The 16,215-nt window shown below is 50.8% G+C and carries 13 protein-coding genes; 3 read left to right on the plus strand and 10 right to left on the minus strand.

Features of this window, described 5'->3' with window-relative positions; all coding sequences use genetic code 11:
• Positions 1-11: 11 nt before the first annotated feature.
• Genes BUC02_RS06140 through BUC02_RS06150 form a run of 3 tightly spaced genes read right to left on the minus strand, consistent with a single transcriptional unit; the run spans position 12 to position 3,405 of the window.
• The gene (locus BUC02_RS06140) at positions 12-329 is read right to left on the minus strand and encodes a Dabb family protein (RefSeq protein ID WP_073320140.1); all 318 of its coding nucleotides are present in this window, start codon (positions 327-329) and stop codon (positions 12-14) included.
• On the minus strand, positions 326-1,513 hold the full coding sequence (locus tag BUC02_RS06145; protein WP_073320143.1) for a glycosyltransferase: 1,188 nt from the start codon (positions 1,511-1,513) through the stop codon (positions 326-328). The genes BUC02_RS06140 and BUC02_RS06145 overlap by 4 nt, the downstream gene beginning before the upstream one ends.
• On the minus strand, positions 1,513-3,405 hold the full coding sequence (locus BUC02_RS06150) for a CHC2 zinc finger domain-containing protein (RefSeq protein WP_073320146.1): 1,893 nt from the start codon (positions 3,403-3,405) through the stop codon (positions 1,513-1,515). Before BUC02_RS06150 ends, BUC02_RS06145 begins: the two co-directional genes overlap by 1 nt.
• Positions 3,406-3,482: 77 nt before the next feature.
• Here BUC02_RS06150 and ruvC point away from each other — a divergent pair, with 77 nt between their 5' ends.
• The 3 genes from ruvC (at position 3,483) to mpaA (ending at position 5,480) form a co-directional block, all read left to right on the plus strand.
• The gene (gene ruvC, locus BUC02_RS06155; protein ID WP_073320149.1) at positions 3,483-4,061 is read left to right on the plus strand and encodes a crossover junction endodeoxyribonuclease RuvC; all 579 of its coding nucleotides are present in this window, start codon (positions 3,483-3,485) and stop codon (positions 4,059-4,061) included.
• Positions 4,061-4,735, plus strand: a complete 675-nt coding sequence (locus BUC02_RS06160; RefSeq protein ID WP_073320152.1) for a M15 family metallopeptidase — start codon at positions 4,061-4,063, stop codon at positions 4,733-4,735. Before ruvC ends, BUC02_RS06160 begins: the two co-directional genes overlap by 1 nt.
• Before the next feature lie 70 nt (positions 4,736-4,805).
• Complete coding sequence (gene mpaA / locus BUC02_RS06165) at positions 4,806-5,480, plus strand: murein tripeptide amidase MpaA (RefSeq protein ID WP_073320155.1); 675 nt, start codon at positions 4,806-4,808, stop codon at positions 5,478-5,480.
• On the opposite strand, the gene BUC02_RS06170 is transcribed toward mpaA, so the two are convergent.
• From BUC02_RS06170 to BUC02_RS06200, 7 genes are all read right to left on the minus strand, one after another.
• Positions 5,477-6,286: a CDP-alcohol phosphatidyltransferase family protein gene (locus tag BUC02_RS06170; RefSeq protein ID WP_073320640.1), complete on the minus strand. Its 810-nt coding sequence runs from the start codon at positions 6,284-6,286 to the stop codon at positions 5,477-5,479. The two genes, mpaA and BUC02_RS06170, sit on opposite strands and share 4 nt — an antisense overlap.
• A gap of 107 nt (positions 6,287-6,393) precedes the next feature.
• A complete protein-coding gene (locus BUC02_RS06175) occupies positions 6,394-8,202 on the minus strand; it encodes an ABC transporter substrate-binding protein (protein WP_073320158.1) in 1,809 nt (602 codons plus the stop codon).
• A gap of 89 nt (positions 8,203-8,291) precedes the next feature.
• The gene (locus BUC02_RS06180; protein WP_073320161.1) at positions 8,292-10,781 is read right to left on the minus strand and encodes a PQQ-like beta-propeller repeat protein; all 2,490 of its coding nucleotides are present in this window, start codon (positions 10,779-10,781) and stop codon (positions 8,292-8,294) included.
• A gap of 73 nt (positions 10,782-10,854) precedes the next feature.
• Positions 10,855-11,559: a response regulator transcription factor gene (locus tag BUC02_RS06185; RefSeq protein ID WP_073320164.1), complete on the minus strand. Its 705-nt coding sequence runs from the start codon at positions 11,557-11,559 to the stop codon at positions 10,855-10,857.
• A 2-nt stretch (positions 11,560-11,561) separates the two neighbouring features.
• Positions 11,562-13,625: a sensor histidine kinase gene (locus BUC02_RS06190; RefSeq protein ID WP_073320167.1), complete on the minus strand. Its 2,064-nt coding sequence runs from the start codon at positions 13,623-13,625 to the stop codon at positions 11,562-11,564.
• A 40-nt stretch (positions 13,626-13,665) separates the two neighbouring features.
• A complete protein-coding gene (locus BUC02_RS06195; protein WP_073320169.1) occupies positions 13,666-14,847 on the minus strand; it encodes a LysM peptidoglycan-binding domain-containing protein in 1,182 nt (393 codons plus the stop codon).
• A 33-nt stretch (positions 14,848-14,880) separates the two neighbouring features.
• Positions 14,881-16,194, minus strand: a complete 1,314-nt coding sequence (locus tag BUC02_RS06200) for a hypothetical protein (protein WP_073320172.1) — start codon at positions 16,192-16,194, stop codon at positions 14,881-14,883.
• Positions 16,195-16,215 lie beyond the last annotated feature (21 nt).

A 16,215-nucleotide genomic window follows, 5' to 3' on the forward strand; every position in this document is an offset into this window, starting at 1 on the left:
GTTGCACTTCGTTAAAATTCAAAATCGGCTGCGCGACGTTCGGTCACGACCTTCTTGACAAAGGAAACGATTGCCAAATGTTCCGGATGGTTCTGGTAAATGTCGAGGGCTGCCTTTGTATGGAATGTCGTGTCGAGTGCGATATCGTATTCCACGTCCCCGTTACCCAGTTCGGCCTTGTTAAAGTTCAAGCCCGATTCGATGCTCAAGAGTCCTGGAATCTTGCCTGCCAAGGCGTGGAATGCGTCGACCATCTTCTGGCCGTTTTCTTTTGCAGAAGCACCTTCGGCTTCGCTCTTCAATTTCCAAAAAACAATGTGACGGATCATGCGTTCCTCTTTTGGTTATAAATTTGTTTGTACAGGTCCAATTGCCGCTTGAAGCAATCGTTCCAGCTGAATTTTTCGGCGTAGGTTCGGGCGTTCGTCTTCTTCTGGCTTAAATCCGAACGGTACAGTTCTACAATGGCGCTTGCCAAGGCTTCGGGCGTGCGCTTTCTCAAGATGACGCCTGCGCCGGAGTTCTGCACATGCTCGGCGGCGGCACCGGTGCTTGCGCCAATCAGGGCGTTTCCGCAGGCCATGCTTTCCAGAATCGAAAGCCCGAAGGTTTCCCAGCCCGAAAGGGCGAGTCCCAGGTCTACGCTGGCATAATGTCTTGCCATTTCATCGATAGACGAAATAAAGCCTGCATACTGAATATGCGTGTACTTCTGGGCGGCTTCTTCTACCTGCGGCAGGTACGGGCCTGTGCCTGCAAAGACAAGTGCCGGCTCGCAGCCCAGTTTTTCTGCAATCAGCGGGTAGGCGCCCAGCAAAAGTTCAATTCCCTTTTCTTCGCAAAAACGGTGCGGGAAAAATATGGTGAGGCGTTCAGGTCTTCCGGCCTTTAGCTGCTGAACCAGTTTCTCGTCGCGCTTTTCGGGCGAAAACATCTGGATGTCGCAACCCAGCGGAATCCAGTGGGATTTCGGCAGGTGATTCTTTTCGAGTCGCTTCAGGACTTCGTCGCAAGAAACCTGGATGCCGTCAAAATGCTTGAATTCTTGCCTCGCATACCAGAAGGCAACCTTCTTGGCCAGAATGCCTAACGTGCGGCCAAACTTGTTCGTGACAGGGCGCTGCACATAGGTAATAGGGAAGTCTGCATGCCAAAAGCTCAAGAGGATCGCTTCGGGAACCACCTGCTTAGCCACATGGCGCACCACTGTGGGCAAAATATAGGGCGAACCGACTTCGATTACTTGGGGCTTGTATTTTTCAAGTACGGGCCTAATCTGCGAAGGCCGCCACATAAAGCGGTATTCCCACTTGCCCGGGAACCGGTACGCGTCCACGTGCTCGATGATGAGCCCTTTGCTCTTTTGTTCGGTGTAGGTCTTGGAATCGGGCATCACGAAAACGGACAAGACGTCTTCCTGACTTTCGTAGAAGGCCATCTTTTGCAAATGGTAGCGACGGACACCACCGCCTGAGGGACTCCAGAAATTGTTAAAGTCGACAATCGTGAACATTATTCGAGCTCGGCTTCTTCTTGCATGCGGTTCGAAGCCGGGTCAATCGAAAGCGTCCCTTGGTACAGCTGGTTGTTGCCGAGGCGCTTGGAATCGACTGTCAGGAACATGTTGCCACCCTTGGATTCGAGCCAGTAAATAGCGTCGGAATCGCGCAGGTAGGCGCGCGGGCCCACGAGTCCCTTTTCGGAATCGATGAGTTCGCCGCCCAAGAACATCGGAATGTCCAGTGCCTTGTACAGGTCGAGAATTACCGAGGACCGTCTTTCGTGAATATCCGAAAGGTCGAAATGGTCAGCGACCTTCAAGTGGTCGATACCGTCAATGATGACGACCAGGTTCCGGTGTTCCCTGATTTCTTCTTTCAGGTTCTGGAGAAGTACGATGTTGTCAAAGCCATTTTGGTCGTCCCAAATTTCAAGGCGGTTGTTGCGCACGAACGCCATCAAGTCGCGAGTCGCTTCTAGGATCTTCTGGTTCACGGCTTCGTCTTCGCTCTGCTTGCGAACGGTCAGCACCGATTCGCCAATGAGCATGGCTACGAGCCTGTCAAAAATCTGGCGGCGGGGCGTTTCGAGGGCGATGTAGATCAGCTTGAGATTGGGGTTGCTTTGGATCAAGTCCAAGGCGAGGCTCGAAAGGAGCGTGGTCTTGAGGCCGAAAGGTTTCGAAGACACATAGAAACAGCCGGACTGGATGCCGTCAATTTCCTGGGTCAGTTTCGGGAAGGTGTTGAGCGCATAGCCGACGCTTACATCGGGAGGGCAACCCATGGCCGTATCGAAGTTCTCCTTGATGTCCTGCAACAGCATGGAACGACGGTGGGTGTGTACGGTGTCTGTTTCCGTTTTCTCGACAAGCGAAAGCAACTGGTCTGCACCGTTCTTGCGTACCACCAGGTCGACCGTTTCTTCTTTCGGGAGGACAATCGATTTGAATTTCAGGTTGAGACGGTCCGCCATCTTCAGGTATTTCTGAATGCGGTATTCCTGTTCGCGACGGTCTGCCTCGCGCCTAAGGATTACTGTAACCGATTCGGCGCCGCAGGCTTTAAGCTTGTACAAGTGACTCAGGGTGAGTTCCTGGTACATGGTCGAAACCACGCCTGGAATGCCGGCGAGGTCAGCGGTCAAGGCGTCAAAGAATCCTTCGACGACAATCGGTTTTGTTACGTCGGACTGGATATTGAACGGAATGTCGCTCGGGCCCGAGGCGTAAGAAACGTATGTGTGCGGACTGTCGTTTTCGTTAATCAGGCGTCCGTAAACAGAATGAATCAGGCCCTTGGAATTTCGGGCGGGAATCGTAATGCGGGGTTCGTGGTAGGCATCCAGGTTGTCCAGATAGAAACTGATCTGGTGGCGTTCGATGCCCGACATCATGCAAAAACTCACGAACGGTTCCGGATCGCCGCTATAATAGCCAATACCGTAAAGCTGGGCCTGTCCAATGCTCCATCCGCGTGCGGCCAGGAATTCGGCAGAAGACGGACTCTTGCAAGCGGCCCAGTGGCAGTAGCGCACAAAGTTTTCAAGAACCTTGGATTTTTCGCCACCGATTTCCTTGATCCACGGGTGTTCTTCTTGCAGGTCGTGTTCCGGCTCGAGATTTCCTAAAAAGTTAACCGCTTCCGCTCGGGCAGCAGGCTCGTCCATGCCGTTAAAACGGCTTCGCATAACAAATTCAACGAGATCGCCCTCGCTTCCGCACTGCAGGCAGCGGTAGCGCCAGTAACCCAGGGCGTCATAAAAGAACAATGACGTTTCTTCGGGAGAATGAAACGGACAGCATGCAATCAGGTTTCGGCCCCAGCGACTTAAAGGGATTCCCAACTGTCGCGGATGGGTCTTGGCTCGCATGACAATTCCTGCATGTTCTTGGTCAATAATCATAGGAGTCCTCTTTTATACACTAGAAATCTAGTTATTTCTAGTGCGATAGGGTAGTAAATCTTTTTAATTTTTAGGGTATGATTGTCCTTGGAATAGATCCCGGCACCATTACGACCGGATATGCATTTATCGAGTCTAGCGGGCAGAAAGTAAAGGTTCTGGAATACGGAACTTTGCATGCTCCGGCAAGCCATGCGCTTGAAGACCGCCTGTTGCATATCGTGTCCGGGCTCGAAGAATTGTTGGACAAGTACAAGCCAGAGTCTTTCGGGATGGAAGGAATCTTTTTTGCTAAGAATGCGAAGAGCGCTCTGGTGCTTGGACACATTCGCGGGGCCGTTCTTGTAGCCTGCCGCAAGCGTGGCATGACTTATAGCGAATATAGTCCACGTGTGGTCAAGCAAGCCGTTACAGGCGATGGCGGTGCATCCAAGGAACAGGTGGCCAACATGATTTTTGCGCGTCTTGGCATTCAAGGCGGCGATCTTCCGCTCGATGCTTCTGACGCTCTTGCAATTGCCTGGACTCATGCCAACCCTTCGCCGTTAAGCGATGCTGTCTCGAGGGTTCTTGGTAAAAAGAAAGTCGTGCGCAAAAAGAAGGCCACGACCAAGCAGTGGTTAGACTTGATAGAAAAGATGGGAGGGCATGTCTGATGGACTCCAAGATTTGTTACGGCCTTCGTCCGGTTGATTCCGCCGATTTTGTAGAGGTCGACGGCTACATCGTAGACAAACAGGTTCTCGGCGATTACAACAAATTAAAAAAGACTTTCGCAAAGTCCGGCTTTGCACTCCGCATTGAATCGGCCTACCGCCCGTTTGAACGTCAACTTTCGATTTGGAATCGTAAGGCAAGCGGTGAATTGAAACTTCTTTCCGCCGAAGGACTCCCCATGGAGCGCCCGGACGACGATGAGGAATTGATGTATGCAATTTTAACTTGGTCGGCGCTCCCTGGCGCAAGCCGTCACCATTTGGGGACCGATTTAGACGTGGTCGATGGCAATGCATGCCCCACCGGCTACGAGGTAGAACTCACGCCTGCCGAATGTGACGGCATGTTCCGCCCCTTTCATGAAAAACTCTCGGAACTGATCGGGGCGGGTGAGTCCTTCGGCTTCGAGCGCGTGTTCGTACCTGGCCGCGGTAAAATCCAGCCCGAAAAGTGGCACATCGCGCACCTGCCGACCTCGCGCAAGTACCTTGAAAATTTCTCGCTGAAAGACCTCCGCGCCCTTTACGAAAAGACCGATATTGCCTGTAAGTCCGCCTTGCTCGACAATCTCGAATCGCTTGCCGAAAACTATATCTACCCCTATTTTTTATAATGTGGAATGTGTAATGTGAAATGACTCGTTTCACACATTACGCTTTTCACATCAAACTTCAGATAGTCTCATGCGCTCAACTCTCGCTCTTCCATTTGCTACTTACGGACGCTCCGCCCTTGGCGCATCCTTGCGTTACATTCCGTGCTCCGGTAAGTGCCGCTTGCTGGTTGTTGCGGGTATCCACGGCGAAGAACCTGAAACCACGTTCTTGCTGAGTCGCGTGCTTCGGGCGTTTGAAAAGCCTTTTGAATCGGTCGCCTTTGTCCTTTGCGCCAATCCCGATGGCATGACTCTTGGCACCCGAGGAAACGCCAATGGGGTAGACCTTAACCGCAATTTCCCGACCTCCAATTGGAGCAAGGATCCTGTAGGCACCCGTTCGATTCTGGAGGCCCCGCGCGACACGTTTCTTTCGACGGGGAATGCTCCCGGAAGCGAACCGGAGACAGCCGCCCTTGTTGCTCTTATCCAAAAGCTTTCTCCCGAGGCAATCCTTTCGATGCATGCGCCTATGGCCTGCGTCGACGCTCCCGTATGCACGCCCATGGTTGAATCGCTGTGCGAAGCCTTCGGGGTCCCTTGGCACGCCGACATTGGATACCCTACGCCGGGTAGCCTCGGCACTTGGTGTAAACAACAAAAAAGTCCAGAGTGTATCACCCTGGAACTTCCGAGAATGTCTTTAGAGGCTTTGTTTGACCGCTACGCGCTTTCGTTTGCGCTGTGGCTTGAATCCGTTTAGCGGCGTTCCTCGATCTTGTTCTTTTCAGCGTTTTCGATAATCTTTTTACGCTGGACAAGGCCTACCGTAAAGCCGATCACCAGGTAGCTGGAGCAAAGAATCAGCAGGTATTCCAGAATGAACGGGACCTTTTCCGAAATGAACAGGAATCCGCAGATATAGGTAATTACAATAAGGATAGCCTGGCCGATGTTGAACAGCTGGTTCCTGCGCGGCTGGAGCTTGGGCAAGAAGAGCGGGCTCACCATCAAAAGTCCGGTCACGAGCATCACCAGAACGGGGACGAACATCATGGGGCTTTCGGAATTTTCGAACAGGCCGTTTGCCTTCAGGTACACAATCAGGATTGCGTTGATTGCTCCTGCAAAGGTGGACGGAAGTCCCGAGAAATGGTGGTGGTAGGTGTCGCTATCGCAGGCGTTGTACTTGGCGAGGCGCATGGCGGCACAGAGCACGTAAATCGAGAAGGTGACAATCAGGAGTGCGCCGTTGGCCTGGAACCATTCCGGGGACAGGGTCTTATAGGCAAAGAAAATTGTAAAGGCCGGAGCAAGGCCAAAAGCAATCAGGTCGGCAAGGCTGTCGAACTGGGCGCCGAACTCGGAACTTGCATTCACGAGACGGGCGGCAAAGCCATCCAGCTTGTCCAGGAGGACGCTCAAGATAATGAAATAGGCACCGGTGCGAATAGGGTCAGAAGTTGTAAAGGAACTGAATGCGCCGGTCACCCAACAGATGGCAAAAACGCCCAGAAGAAAATTCATGCTGGTAAACGCATTCGGCAAAATAAAACGAGATTTACCCATAGGGGCCTCCATTAAGAAGTATCGAACTAAAAATAGTTTTTTTGTGGGCTGAAAACAGAAAAACGCCCTGTAGACGGGCGTTTTCAAAAGCTGTAAATCCGGATTTTTTACTTCGCATTTGGTTGCGGTACAATTTTCCAGAGACCCTTCACGCCAGCGGCAACCACAAGGCTCTGTGGCGGAGCGTACGGGTTTTCTTCGGTCGGGAAATTCGTCCAGTGCTTGGTAGAGAACTGGTAGAACTGCGTGGGGCGGTACATGATCGGAAGTACCGGAATCGTTTCCATGAAGATACGGTTCAAAGCACGGTAGGCTTCGGTGAGTTCCTTTTCGTCGGTGAGAGCAGGAATCTTTTCCAGCAGCTTGTCCGCGTCTTCGTTCTTGTAGCGGCCTTGGTTGGCGAATGCTTCTTCGCCAATAGGTCTGTAAGAGACGGAGCCCATCACCTGGTCAAAACGGTTCCACGGAGAGGCTGCCGAAAGTTCGGCCGTCTGGGTCTTCATGGCAAGGTCGAATGTACCGAGGCGCAGGTTCTTGTCCCACACGCTGTAGTCCACGAACTTTTCTTCGGCGGCAAGACCGATTTCATTGAGGGATTCGACGATGACCTTGATGGCATCCTCCCAGTCGGTCCAACCCTGCGGGCATTCAATGGTGAAACTACGGACGGGCTGTTTCTTCTTGTCGATCAGCCTACCGTTATCGTCCCAGCTGTAGCCGGCCTTCGTAAGGATTTCCTTGGCCTTTTCAACATCGTAGGAATATCCGTACTTGTCTGCATCTTCCTTGTTGAAATACTTGGATTCGGTTCCGAAGGGCAAGATAAACCCGGGCTGAATCACCGGCGTGTAGTTCGAAATGGCGCGAGCCTTGATCTTTTCGAAGTTGATGGCGTGCATCATGGCACGACGGAGTTCCACATCATCAAAAGGAGTGCGGGTGTGCGCAATGAAAAGAGTCGTGATGGAACCGGGCAGGTGGTACGGCTCGTTGCGGCTCCAGGCGCGAATGCTGTCTCTGGCCTTTTCCCAAATACGGGGCAGGAACACAGACGAAATGTCCAAGTTACCCTTGGTCATGGCGCTGTTGAACTGGTTGTTGCTGTTGTACAGGGAATGGATGATATACTTGGGAGAGGGCTTCTTTCCGCTGAACTTATAGTTGCCCCAGTACTTGTCGTTACGTTCCAGGACAATCTGGTCGGGGGAATAAGTCTTGAGGTTGTACGGTCCCGAAACCACCGGCATAGAATCGTTCTTGAATTCGGCAATGCGGTTCATGTCGTAGGTCTTGCCGGACTTCGCCCCCTGGATGAGCGGCTCGAATACGGCCTTCGGGAGAATCGAGGTTTCGGCAATGGCATTCAAGATAATCAAGGGGTTCTTGTTCTTGCTGAAATGGAACGAAATGTTGTTGCCACCATCGTTGGTGATTTCGCTCAGGAATTGCCAGTTGCCGTGACGCGGCGTGGGCAGCAAGGAGTCAATCTTGAATGTGTAAAGAACGTCGTCGACGGTAACGGGGGAACCGTTGCTCCAACGCGCCTTGGTGTCCAGGTGAACCGTAATCTTGTCTTCGTCACTGGTATAGCTGTCGGCAAGCATGGGCTCGAGTTCGCCGGTCAACTGGTTGTACGTCAGCAGCGACTCGTAGGTAATGCGGCTGTTGCCGTCGATGGGGAAGTTGGGGTTGTAATCCAACGGGTTGAAAGAAGAAGGCGGCGTCCAGTCAAAACCACCGATATACAGGGTCTCGCTGCGTTCGTATTCCGACTGAACCTTGTCCTGAGCAGGTTTGGTTTCTTCGTTACAACCGATAACGAAGAACGCCCCAAGAGCGGATGCCAGAGTGAAAAAGTATCGAGCACGATGTTTAACCGTGCATCCCAAAGAATTCTTTATATTCCCATAATCCATATCATAAATTTAGTGTGTTTTTAACAAAAAAACCACCAAAATTTGTTTACAAGATAAGAAAAACACCCTTTTTCAGGGCATTTTCGGGATTATAGCGTGAATCCGTATAGCAAACGCTTTGGAGAGGCGCTGAACAAAGTATGATTTAGTATAAACGGTGTGCCGGCTCCGCCCGGAGTGCTGTATTTCCGCTCCTTTTTACCCGTCTTCAAGGAAATGCCGATAACTTCGTTTCCTTGGTCAATCCAAGCGAAACCATCCTTCACGAAGGGCCTTGGGAACGCAGCGTTCTTACCGTTGAATTTCCACAGCGGGGCGCCTGCTTCAGAGTAAAGTAAAATGGACTGGTCCGAAAGGCCAACAAGGAATTTCCTTTCGCCGTGATCCGTAATCACCTGCAAAGAAGACACCGCGTTTTCCATTAGAATCTGGAGCGGGGTGGCGTCTTTCTTCTTCAGGTTGAATAGGTAAAGCTTGTTGCCGCTTGCGACCGCGATAATGGAATCCGTGCTGAGCAAGTGCGAAATCTGCCCGGGGATCTTTCGGGCAGAATTTTCTTCTATTTGTCCGGCTTCGTCATCGAGCGCGACAAATTCGCCTTCCAGGTTGCAGGCGTAAATCGTATTGTCCGATTTGGAATGCAAGAAGGGTACAGAGAAAATCTTTCTCGACCAGGCCAGTTTATTGTCGGGTTTCAGAATCTTGAGCAAAAAACCGTTCCATGTCGAAATGTAAATCGCGTTCTCGGTCACGTTCATCTTGAACGCTTTTCCCGGAAGTTGCAAATTGGCGGGGGAAACATCCCTGTTCAGGTCGTAAATCGAAATGTTGTAGCCCGAAGCAATGACCAGCGTGTTTTCGTCGTTGTCGATAACGGGGCTGTTGTCGAGTGCGCCAATGTACTTGGCAGAACGCAGTTCGCCGGTTTCGGCGTTAATAGTGAATAGCCTGTCAGCGGCGGGGTCGATCGTGTACAGGTTGCGCTTGCCGCTAAAGAATTGCGGGTAACGGGTTTTGGGCGAAATCGGAAGCAGCGTCACGAACTTTGCGCCGATGGCCTTGCTGTAGCGGTTCAGAATCAACTGGGTCGCTTGCGGATTGCTGCTCGAAAGTCTGACGGCTTCGGACCATGCTTTTTGCTTTTCGCGCTCGTTGTTGCTGTTCTGTTCAAGGTACAATGCTTTAAAGAACCAGCCCTCGGCATTACCAGGTTCCAGCTTGAACAGGGAATCCAGAACGCTTGGCAGGTCATCCCATTCTTCGTGCTCGGCGAGGTCAGCCGCCTGTTGTGCAAGAATCTCGGAAAGCAGGACTTTCTTGCCGTAGTAATGCGGCGAAAGCGAAACCAACTTGCGGTCGCCAAAGTACAAGTAGAGATTTCCGTTCGTGAAAATAGGGGCTTGTTCAATGGGCTTTGTGAAGTTGAAATGCCACAGCGGATTCAGAATGGTATCGACTGCAGTAATGGCGCCTTCGCCAGAGAATAAACCAAGTGTTCCCTTGGCTAGCGGGTGGATAGAAGAAGCGTCGCTTCGGATCGTTTTTCGAATCATGCCGGTTCTTCTGTCAATCAAGGAGATTCTTCCCGAAGCTTCGAGCAGAACAATCTCTCGTTCAAACGGGAACATGCTTTCGATGTTGCTGACCGAAATTTTCCAAAGCGGGGAAGTCCTTGCCTTGGGAATGTAGCCGTAAAGGTAATTGCCCGAAACCAGGAAGAGCATGTTCTTGTCAATCAGGACATCCTGAATCACGTCAAATTGGGCGATGGATTTCTTGGTCGATCCGTCTTCCGACGAAATAAAGTGAAGCGCATTGTCGGTGCAGTTCAAGACGAATTCGTTGGTGGGCGAAAAGAAACCTTCGGGCACGCAGCCGCTGTACTTGTCGGCGACTTGCGTTACGATGCGCTTGTTATTCAAAATAGAAAGCTGCTTTTCGCTTTGGACAATCGCCCTGTTGCCTTCGACTACAAGGTGCGTGATGTTTGTAATCGGAAAGCTCTTGCTCGGGTTGCTGGCATAGAAAGCCTTGAATACTAGGCTGTCCTGGTCAATGGGTTGGTACCAGATTCCCTGGCGGTCGATATTGAAAATTTGCTTGTTGGCTGGAGCCGTTGCGATTTTTTCGAGGCGGTCGTCCTTGATTTTGCAGATGGAACCGTCATTCAAAAGCAAGAATGTCGGATCCTTACCGAAGGTCCTCTGGATCGGGCTCTTCAATTGAATCGGGGCTTTCAACAATGCCTCGGGCTTGCTGCTGGTAGCGCTTTCGCGTTCCGAAAGCCAGTATGCTTTTGCCACTTCGTTTGTTCTTGCCAAACTCTGCTCGTAGTAGAAATTGGCTGAAGTTTTGTTGTCTGCAAGTTCCTGGATTTTGCCGAGGTAAAAATAGGCCTTTTCCTTGTCGTCTTCGTCGCCTTGCATGGCGGCTTTTTCGAGCAACTTGATCGCGTCAGCAGTTTCTCCCTTCAGTTCGAACAGGTAAAGCGCTTCTTGAATGGTCGCTTCCATCTTTTCGGCTGAGGCAAAAGATACAAGCCCGCATAACCACACGAGCGTCAACGCCGTGCGAATCATTGTGAAGGAACCTATGTTTAACCGTTTGCCTGTCATCGTTTTCTAAGTTCAGCCAGCTGAATTCTGCCTACTCCTATGCATCAAACTTGTAGCCGGCGCCTCTCACCGAGATAATAAACTTCGGGTTGTCCAAGTCGTCTTCGATTTTACGGCGAAGGTTTGCTATGTGGTTGTCGACAGTTCGGGTCGAGGGCATATTTTCGTCGGTGTAGCCCCAAATTTCCTTGAGCAAGGTTTCGCGCAAAATCACTTCGCCGCGGTGTGCCCAGAAGAATTTCATAATCAGGTATTCGCGGGTAGTCAAGTCGAGAGGCACGCCGCCCTTGGTGGCTTCGAACTTTTTGACGTTAATGTTGATGTTTGCGAATTCGAGCACTTCGGGAACCTGAACCGAGGTGCTACCGCTTTGCGGCTCAATGCGGCGACGGAATGCCTTGACGCGGGCAAGGAGTTCCAGAATCGAGAACGGCTTTGTCACGTAGTCGTCGGCGCCCATTTCAAGCCCGGCCACCTTGCTCGTTTCTTCGGTTTTTGCCGTGAGCATGATGATGTAAGTATCCGGATGCTTGTTGCGAATGTAACGGCAAACTTCAAAGCCGCTCTTTTTCGGAATCATCAAGTCCAATAGCACCAAATGGGGCTGGTAGGAATCCGCCTTGGCAATAGCTTCTTCACCATCGCAGGCCGTTTCTACGGTATAGCCTTCCATTTCAAAATTGTCCTGGAGGCCCAAGCGGATGATTTCTTCGTCTTCTACGATGAGTATTTTGAAGTTCATGTTTATTCTGCCTTTTTAAACTTGACGGTGAACGTAGAACCCTTTCCGGGCTTGCTGACCAACGAAATTGTCGCCTTGTGTGTTTCGGCAACGCGCTTGACGGTTGCAAGGCCGAGCCCGGAGCCCTTGGTGCTTCGGGTCATTTCGTCACCCACTCTATAAAAATCATTAAATATATTTTTTTGTTCAGATGCAGCGATGCCAATGCCGGTGTCTGCCACCGAGAATATGACCCATTCGCTATCGCTCCTGACATCGACCTTGATATCTCCGGGAGCTTCGGTATACTTGATGGCGTTGTCGATCAAGTTCTGGACCAAACTGTAAAGCGCCGTGTAGTCGCCCATCACGAATACGTTGGGTTCAAAATGCGTGTAGAAGGTAAGTCCCTTTTCGACGCCGATATCTTCTACGGCGTCAAACACTTTCTTGGCGCAAATAGAAAAGTCGAGGCGTTCCCACTTGAAGGCCCCGGTTCCGTGTTCCATTCGGGTGTAATTCAAAATGGCGCCAATCAGGTTTTCGAGTCTAGAGGCTTCCTTGCCAATGAGGGTGGAATATTCCTGCACCTTTTCGGCACGCTGCAAGCGCCCGCGGGCCATCATTTCGGCAAACATCTTGATCGAGGTCAGGGGAGTCTTCAATTCGTGCGAAACGCTTGACAAAAAGTTTGCCTTCATGGCCAAAAGTTTTCGTTCCTGGGTAATGAATCGGAACATGAAGAATGAACCGAAAATAACGGTGATGAGGGCAAAAAGCATAAGCCCGTACATCAGGAACATGCGGTGTCTCGTTTCTTTGTGAATGTCCTGCATGTCTTTTTCGTACAAGGTGAACTCCCATTCAAACGCGTCTGAAATATAGTGCTGCGCAATAATGGGAGCGCCTTCCGGAATTTCGCCCATAAGCAGTTTGTCGCTGTTTTCGGTAATCGAGAAGGGGATATTCTTGTAGCTCTGTACGACAGTCTTGAGCTTGCTCTGGAGTCGTGCTTTGTATGCATCCTTGTTGATGACCGCAATCACCACCTGGTCGCCCGAAAGGTACGGGTACGACATTTTGAATAAAGTAACTTCTTCGGTGTTCTTGTAAAGGATGCCTTCCTTCGAAGAAACGTCGTCGTTCAAGATTTCTTGGAACAAGTCCCTGTTGTAATACAGGATGTCCATGTACCCCAGTTGGCGGTTGAAGTTCTCGCGAAGGTTCCAGAAGGCTTCGCGCTTTTCTTGCGACAGGTTCTCGAACGACAGAATTCGCGTAAAGGCCGATTCAAAGAAGTACCTGGAAGAAGAAATGTCGTCGATATTTTGCTTGTCCAGGAATTGAGCCAATACAGAAAGGCAATAGTCTTGAGCCTCTTGGTGCTTTCTCTGGAATACCAAGATTTCAAAGTGCAGTAGGTAGACCGCGTAAGTCAAGTCGGCGTGCAAATAGCCCTGCTGGTGCGGATTGCTTTCGAGGATTTCAAGCAGGTGCAAAGCTTCGTCGTATTTCTTGTTCTTGTAGTAAAAGCGAATCAACCCAAGAATATTTTGGATTTGTTCTTCCTTGGATTCGAAGAAAAAGCTTGTCGGCCTTAAACTCCGTGATCGCTGTTCCAAGTAAATCTTCTGGGCAATGCTGTCTTTTAGGCCGCTCGTTTCCACTTGATAAAGTTTCTTGTCGAGGGCAGATGGAACGCTGTTCGAAAAGTTGGACGACTTGAAGAACTTCTTGGAAGTCATGTCGGGGTAAATCAAGTTCCCGTTGTTGAACAAGAAGATGGCGTCCAGGCCTTCTACCGACTTGAATTCGGCAGCGTGCCCAAAGTCCAGGAGTCCTTGCGGCTGCTCATAAAGGAATAGCGATGCCGCCTTGGTTTCTTGGTAAATCTTGGCCTGCTCTTTTTCTATCGCTTCTTCCACTTCGTTCTGGAACGCGTTCAGGTTTTCATCGAAATTCTTTTGCGACAGGTATATTTCGTTCTGGATATTTCTAAAACTCAGGAACGAAAGAATCGCCGTCGGGAGGACAATTCCTCCCGCGAATAAAAGGACGAACAGCAGATTATTACGTGAAACCTGCATTGCCAGTCCCTACAGAATTTGTGGACTTAGGGCGAGAATCTTACTTGACAATCTGTGCACGGTGAGTCACCGATACCCTGTGTCCAACTTCGATTCTTCTGCTGTTGGAATAGATTTCGCGAATGAGAACGCTCGATTCGTTGTCTGCCGCTCTGGCAATAATACCGCGGCCTATCAGGCGGGGTGGAAGCGATTCGTCGGTCTTGTCTTCTTCCCAGATGGCGACGGCATCGCCCGTGTTGTAACCTTCGTTAAGGCCTTTATCGATAAGCACATACGAGTATGCTCCGATAATCAGCATTGGGTCCATGGAATAGCGGATCATGGCCAGGTTGTCGAACTTGGCTTCCTTGACCTTGCTGTAACCGGACACGTTCAGGGTCTTGAGCGGTTCCTTGAGCCTTGCCTTGGCCTGGTGAATCTTGATTTCACGGAAGGTCGTCACGATCTTTGCGCGGGAAAGCGTGTCGCCGATGGCTGTGATTTTTGCAATGCCGGAAAGGCGGAGCAACGCGTACTTGTCAAAGCTGCTGCCCTTGGCTGCAGGAACGTTAATTGCCTTAGCATCAACGATTTCCACGAGGTCGCCGCGCTTCAGGTTGGAGTTCGTCTTCTTGCCGATACCAACGACTACTTCCGTTTCAGGCATGTGAATCAGGGGTTCTTTCTTTTCTCCCGACTTGATCGACACAAAGCGCTTGTCCTTTTTCAAGGAATCCAGCGTATAGATTTCGGGGGCGTGCATCTGGTAGTAGCCATTGAAAATCTTGGGGGCCGGACGCTGCTTGTAGTAGTATTCGTCGTTTGCCTTGGGTTTCTTGACGGCCTTCTTGTCCTTGTCGCGCAGGTTGCCGAGCATGCCTTCGAAATCGCTATTGCGTTCGTCGCCATCATCGCAACCGGCGTTAGCGACTGTCAGACCCTTGCCTTTGGGGAGCGCGGAATCCGAGATGGTTGCATTACAGGGATACTTGTTCTTCTTTTCGACCTGAAGAACATTACCTTCACGAATGGAATCGCCCAGGTAAATGGAGTCGCCCGGATAAATCCAGTGCGGGTCTTCGATGTGGCGGTTGTTTTCCCAAAGGTCTGGCCAGGCAAAGGGGTCCTTGAGGAATTCGTCACTCAAGTCCCAAAGGGTATCGCCTTCCTTGACAATGTAGGCGGAGGCCAACAAGGCGGAAAGTCCCAGACAGATGGATGCACATTTCAAAAGTCGCATAATAATCCCTTTACAGGCTGTTATATCAATAATTTAACCTTTTCTTTGCTTAAAAGTAGGGGCTTTTTGGCTAAAATGAGGAATTTCTTGCGTTTTTCGGCTAGAAACGCGTTCTTGCGGGCGTTGGATCGTCCTGGAACGCTGTTTTTGTGCCGGATTCTGTCCCAAGATTCCTACGCGGTCAGGTACGAACAGGAACAGAATTTCGAACTTTCCGGAGCCCGGTTCCAGGTACAGTGGGATATTCTTGCGCAACATGTAGCCTTCGTTTCTAAACTGCTTGATGGTGCGCGCGGCCACTTCAAGGTTCGAAGTCTGCAAGAGAATACGTTCCGGTCTCGAAAGGGCGGCTGCCTGTGCCACGCCTTGTGCAAGCGGTTCGTCGCCGGGCAGGTTGAAGTAGAATGTCCAACGGCCCTCGTTTTCGGGCTTGCTGAAGAACTTGCCAAAGAAATCCTGTTCTACGTGACTGCGGATGAATTTCATGTTGTCATCGACGGTGTTGCGTGCGTTCAAGCGCGACGACATCATGGCGTATTCGCGGCAGTCCATCGAAACGACTCTCTTGAATCGGTTTGCAAGAGTTGCGCTCACAAAGGAACTTCCGGAATAGAATTCAAAGAAACTGTCCTCGGCATTCGGGTGGATAGCGTCTTCGATACGTTTGGGGAGTCCCATCCAGGCGTCATGAATTCGGGGCGTCCAGTCCAGCACATGCATGCTGATTCCGGTTTCGCCAATGGGCATAAAGTCGCTTCCGAAAGCGCTCTTGGCTTCTACCTTCATCGGAATCGTTCCGGCCGGATCAAAAGGCTGGTCGGGCATGCACTGAATGTGGTGACAGCTGATGACTTCCGGGCAGTTTCTTTGTATAAAATCAACGAAGGTCTTGTATCCGTGAGCAGAGAATCTGCCCTTCAGGTTGACCTGAACGAGTATCGCATAACGTCCGTCACCGACGGCTCGGAACCAAATCTGGCGGAGAGCCTTTTTAAAGATATGCAGGTGTTCTTTCTTGACCTGTTCAAAAATGCGGCTGACAAGTTCGGGAACATCCATACCGCGGGCGGGAGCGTCTATCGAAAGCGATTCCTGCTGGCCGCGGTAAGTCTTGATAATGCGCCAGTCGGAATGTTCTGGATTAGCATCTGCTGTAAACCATGATTGAAACTTACCGGGAATGCGTTCGTTTTCGGCCCATGCGGCAAGCTGCTGTTTGATATCTTCAAAAGTCAGCGCTGCTTTGCGTACAGGCTTTTCGGCTTTCGGGGCTTTGTCTTGAATTTTGTTACGACGTACGGAATTTCCGCATGCGCGATTGTTTGTGCTTCTGAAATTGTTCTTCATTTTTAATTCTTTACTTTTACT

The organism is Fibrobacter sp. UWOV1 (assembly GCF_900142495.1).
In the GTDB taxonomy this organism is placed as follows: Bacteria; Fibrobacterota; Fibrobacteria; order Fibrobacterales; family Fibrobacteraceae; genus Fibrobacter.